This is a genomic window from Bacillus sp. LL01, from assembly GCF_001037965.1.
In genome coordinates, this window is the sequence record NZ_LFEL01000116.1 from 1 (window position 1) to 5,424 (window position 5,424).

The window sequence follows — 5,424 nt, forward strand, 5'->3', positions numbered from 1 at the left end:
CCTTTAGGACGGCCAAGGTGGCTAGCTAATAGAACTTTAGCTCCTTGATCTGCAAGGAATTCAATCGTAGGTAGTGCTGCACGAATACGAGTTTCATCCGTGATTTCACCGTTTTTCATCGGCACGTTAAAGTCGACGCGGCAAAATACTTTTTTTCCTTTAAGATCAATGTCTCGAACGGTTTTCTTGTTCATTAGATCGAACCTCCAGTCACATTCTACTCTCTAAACTTGACAGCGGAAAGGGGAGATAGTACTCATACTCTCCTCCCCCAATACTATCTTATCTGATTATAGTCCTTGTTTAGCAATGTATTCAACAAGATCTACTACGCGGTGAGAATAACCTGATTCATTGTCATACCAAGAGATGACTTTAACCATGTTACCTTCCATAACCATTGTTGATAATGCATCAATTGTAGAAGAAGCTGGGTTACCATTGTAATCTCCAGATACTAATGGCTCTTCGCTATAAGCAAGAACTCCGTTAAGAGCACCTTCACTAGCTTCTTTGAATGCTGCATTTACATCTTCAGCTGTTACTTCTTTATCAAGTTCAGCTACAAGGTCAACTAGTGATACGTTAGGTGTTGGAACACGCATAGCACCACCGTTTAATTTACCTTTAAGCTCAGGTAATACTAATGCAACGGCTTTAGCAGCCCCTGTTGTTGTAGGAATGATATTCTCTGCAGCCGCACGAGCACGACGGTAATCTTTGTGCGGAAGGTCAAGAATTTGTTGGTCATTTGTGTATGAGTGAACAGTTGTCATCATTCCACGACGGATACCGAACTTATCGTTTAAAACTTTTGCAAATGGCGCAAGACAGTTTGTTGTACAAGATGCATTAGAGATTACGTGGTGGCTAGCAGCATCGTACTTGTCTTCGTTAACACCCATAACAACTGTGATATCTTCATCAGATGCAGGAGCAGAAATGATTACTTTCTTAGCGCCAGCTTCGATGTGTTTTGCAGCATCTTCACGCTTTGTGAAGAAACCAGTTGATTCTACAACTACTTCTACTCCACGATCTCCCCAAGCAAGGTCAGCTGGGTTACGTTCTGCAGAGACGTTGATTTCTTTTCCGTTCACAACTAACGCGTTGTCTTTTACTTCGATTTCTACATCAAGTACACCGTGTACTGAATCATACTTTAGAAGGTGTGCAAGCATGTTTGCATCTGTAAGGTCATTGATTGCTACAACCTCAACGTTCGGATTATTTAATGCTGCACGAAATACGTTACGTCCAATACGTCCAAAACCGTTAATACCAATTTTTGTTGCCATGATAAATTTCCTCCTAGTAGTAAGTAAGTTTTGATAAGAAATACTAAAGTAAATAGAATTCCTATCTATTATCAAAAAGGGCTAAACCCTTTTATCTACCAATTTCTCATTGTTCAATTTCAAGTAATCTTCTAGCTGCTGACTCATCTGTAATTAATACATCACTTGGGCGATATTTCATATAAGCTGAAATCGCTTCTGCCTTTGATTCTCCCCCAGCAACTGAAATCACATACTTATCTTTGTCCAACTCATCAAGCTGTAAACCAATTGTACGCTGTTTATGAATAATCATTCCTTCACGGTTAAAGTAGTAACCAAATGCTTCTGCTACCGCTTGTTCCCGCTCAATCTTTTCCATAAACGATTCCTTTGATCTACGTCGGGTGGCCATTGTGTTCGCCTCACCAATTCCGTGAATCACTACTCTAGCTGAWTTGATCAGCTTTAGGATATCCTGGATTGACGGCTCTAATACAAGAGATGAGTAAGCTTCTTCACTTAATTGATCTGGAACGTGAAGCAACCGGTACTGTGCCCCTGCTCTTGTTGCCAGTTCAGCACTAATCGTATTCGCTTGATTTTCAACTTTCTCTCCAAGACCACCACGAGCTGGGACAAATATCACATCCCGCATACTAGCATCAGGTGTCATCATTTCAGCAACAGCAGCAAGTGTTGTGCCACCCATAACTGCAATAACATCATGTGGCTCTCGTTTGGTCTTTAGTTCACTAATACTAGCACGACCAAGTTCGTGTTTCACCCAATGATCCTCATCACTATTTCCTGCCACCACTAACACTTTTTTAACCCCAAGCTTTTGTTCTACCTGTTCTTCAAGAGTGCGAAGTCCAAGTAACTCTTTCATGACATCTTCTAATTGATAAAAGAGCGCTTCACCAGCTGGAGTCACTGTCATGCCGGCTGTTGCAAAAGAAACAAGTCCCTGATCTTTTAAAAAAGTAACCTCTGTGCGCAAAACCCGCTCAGACATTTGCAAGTTAGAAGATAAATTCCTTCTCCCTATCGGTTGCATTAAGCGAATGTACTGAAGTATTTTGTAACGTTTCACCATTACATCAAGCATGTCTGGTAATAATTTTTGCTGAATATCTAACAATACTCGCATAGAACAAAAAACTCCTTACTCGTCACTCTTACACAAATCGCCCAACGGGATAAAATGTGTCCCGCACAGTCATTTTGCGTCCCGATATGGGTAAAAAAAGATCAAATCCTTATCTTCACGTTCATTTTAACAAGGAAATGATCTACTTACAAGCGATATCTACCCAATTATCTGAAGTAAACGTTTTCTTATTTTTTCTTTTGACAATTGTCCGAAATCAATTTCTTCTTCCGCAACTGCCACTACTGGAATCATCACTTGATACTTTAAAAGCAACTCATCATCTTCATAAATATCAATCACTGATAGCTCAAATGGAATTTCTTTTTGAAGTTCTTTCATCATTTCTACCCCGTGATCACATAGTGGGCAGTGGTGTTTCGAATAAACATCTACGTGTAGCATATGCCAACATTCATCCCCTATTCATATCTCTTACGTTTGGAAGAAGACGGAATTCCAAGTTCATCTCTATATTTGGCAATGGCACGGCGAGAAACCGTAATGCCCTTTTCACTCTCAAGCCACGTCACAATCTTCTGATCAGATAGCGGCTTAGCTTTTGATTCATTGGCCACTAGTTCTTTAATTAACTCTTTAATGGACTGACTTGAAGTGGATTCTCCAAATCCGTTCTTCACACTCGATGTAAAGAAAGCCTTCAGCTCATATAATCCACGAGGTGTTTGTGCATATTTGTGTGTCGTTGCCCGGCTCACAGTTGACTCATGCATCTCAATCTCTTCAGCAATATCTTTTAATGTTAGTGGCTTTAACACTCCATTTTTCGATTCAAAAAAGGCGCGTTGATGTCTAACAATCGCTTCCGCTACTTTTTTGATCGTTTGTTGACGTTGTTCAATGCTTTTAAGTAACCATTGTATTTGTTGATACTTTTGCTTCGCATATTCAGTCGCTTCAGCCTGATTTGGCTGCTTTAAGAGTTTTTCGTAATCACGATTTAAGCGAATCGGTGGCAAGGAGTCGTCTATTAATTGCACAACTAACTCGCTATCCTTCCACGTAATCGAAAGGTCGGGAATCAAATAGTTTGTCGGCTCACCTGAGAACTGTGTGCCAGGACGTGGATCTAGCGTTTGAATCAGGTCATATACATCTTGAATATCAGCTAAGGTAACATCTAGTTCTACTGCGAGAGCTTTCCACTTTTTCGATGCTAAATCCTCCATATGATGCATGACAATCATTTCTGCTAAAGGAGCTTTATTAGAAAGACGTTTTAGTTGTAAATAGAGGCATTCTTGCAAAGACCTCGCTCCAACTCCAGCGGGATCAAAGTTTTGTAGAATCCTTAAAACATCTTCCCCTTCTTCCTCACTGATCATTAAATCATTGCATACTTCTGTAAAGGAACGACAGAAATAACCATCCTCACGTAAGCTAAAAATGAAATAATGAAGTTGCTTCTCACGTTCTTTTGATAACGCAATCTCCCCTGCTTGAGAAATAAGATGCTCGCTCAAACTCACTTGATCAACCAGCGCATAATCAATCGGCGATGCCTCGTCTTCACTTTTTTGATATGATTTCGTATTAGAAATAGACCCCTCTATATATGAAGATTCGCTTCCCATTTGCATTGAAGCTTGATCTTGTAAGTCCATCAATGGATTTTCAAGTGCCTGTTCGTGTATGAAGGCGGACAAGTCTGTTGTGGAGTACTGCAACAAATTAATCGCTTGGCGCAACTCCTGCGTCATGATTAACGTTGTCGTCTGCTGTTGAAAAAGACCAAACTGCATAACCTTCCTCCTCCCATTTGATATCATACCATATTTTATACCTTTTATGACGATTTGAAAGCGCTTACTAAATAGTATGAAACCAATTCTGTTTCAGACCAACTAAACATATTATACTATAGAAAAGTGGAGATGAGTGGTCTGGCATGCGAAAAAATAAAGGGGTAGCAATATGAAGGCGCTTTTTGACTTCATTTGATGCTCCGATTTTTTCTCGCAGGGCAAGGAATCGGAACTAGACAAGAAAAGTGGAGATGAGTGGTCTGGTATGGAGAAAAATTAGGGGAAACAATAAGAAGTCGGCTTTTGGCTTCGTTTGGTTCACCGTTTTTTCTACCAGGCCAACGAATTGGAACTAGACACGAAAAGTGAAGATGGCTCGTTTAGGTATGAAGGCGGTGGAGCTTTGGCAATGAAAAGCGCCTTTTACTTCGTTTGACTAAGTGAAGCGTCACTGATTGACCTTTTACGTTTGAACTACTTTAAAATCGGCTATGATGTAAGAAGGGTTTAGGCACCATGATAGGGAATAGTATGTAATAGAGGAGGCAAATCATTTGACCTTCTTTGACCTATTAGGTATGATGTACATAAGATATGAAAGTCGTCCGTACATAAGAGAATCAAACGTATCGGCGGATGCGAAGCAACAAGGATCATCCTAATAATTTCGAAACAATCCATTTATAAGGAGGAAAATGAACATGAACTTAATTCCTACAGTTATTGAGCAAACAAACCGAGGTGAGCGTGCTTATGACATTTACTCTCGCCTGTTAAAAGATCGTATCATTATGCTTGGTAGTGCAATTGACGACAACGTAGCTAACTCCATTGTGGCTCAGCTTTTATTCCTACAAGCAGAAGATCCTGAAAAAGATATTTCTCTTTATATTAATAGCCCAGGTGGTTCCATCACAGCGGGTATGGCCATTTACGATACGATGAACTTTATCAAGCCTAAAGTATCTACAATCTGCATCGGTATGGCTGCTTCAATGGGTGCATTCCTACTTGCTGCCGGTGAGCCAGGCAAACGTCTTGCTCTACCAAACAGTGAAGTGATGATTCACCAACCATTAGGTGGAACACAAGGTCAAGCATCTGACATTGAAATTCACGCTCGTCGTATTATTGAAATGCGCGCGACACTAAACAAGATTCTTGCAGAACGTACTGGTCAACCTCTTGAAGTCGTTGCACGCGATACAGATCGTGACAACTTCATGAC

Annotated in this window: 6 protein-coding genes; 1 reads left to right on the plus strand and 5 read right to left on the minus strand. The window is 40.4% G+C overall.

What is annotated here, in order from left to right:
• The 5 genes from pgk to rpoN all read right to left on the minus strand — a co-directional run.
• On the minus strand, positions 1-194 hold a 194-nt coding region (pgk, locus tag AB685_RS25805), incomplete at its 3' end, for a phosphoglycerate kinase (RefSeq protein ID WP_047973453.1).
• Positions 195-290: 96 nt separating this feature from the next.
• Positions 291-1,298 (minus strand): type I glyceraldehyde-3-phosphate dehydrogenase, encoded by a 1,008-nt coding sequence (gap, locus tag AB685_RS25810; RefSeq protein WP_047973454.1) that lies wholly within the window; start codon positions 1,296-1,298, stop codon positions 291-293.
• A 106-nt stretch (positions 1,299-1,404) separates the two neighbouring features.
• Complete coding sequence (locus AB685_RS25815) at positions 1,405-2,430, minus strand: sugar-binding transcriptional regulator (protein ID WP_047973455.1); 1,026 nt, start codon at positions 2,428-2,430, stop codon at positions 1,405-1,407.
• A 159-nt stretch (positions 2,431-2,589) separates the two neighbouring features.
• Positions 2,590-2,835, minus strand: a complete 246-nt coding sequence (locus AB685_RS25820; protein ID WP_047973456.1) for a glutaredoxin family protein — start codon at positions 2,833-2,835, stop codon at positions 2,590-2,592.
• Between the two features lie 17 nt (positions 2,836-2,852).
• Entirely contained in the window at positions 2,853-4,193 is a 1,341-nt protein-coding gene (gene rpoN, locus AB685_RS25825) for an RNA polymerase factor sigma-54 (protein WP_047973457.1), read from the minus strand.
• A gap of 704 nt (positions 4,194-4,897) precedes the next feature.
• Here rpoN and clpP point away from each other — a divergent pair.
• The coding region (gene clpP, locus AB685_RS25830) for an ATP-dependent Clp endopeptidase proteolytic subunit ClpP (protein ID WP_047973458.1) at positions 4,898-5,424 on the plus strand (527 nt) is incomplete at its 3' end.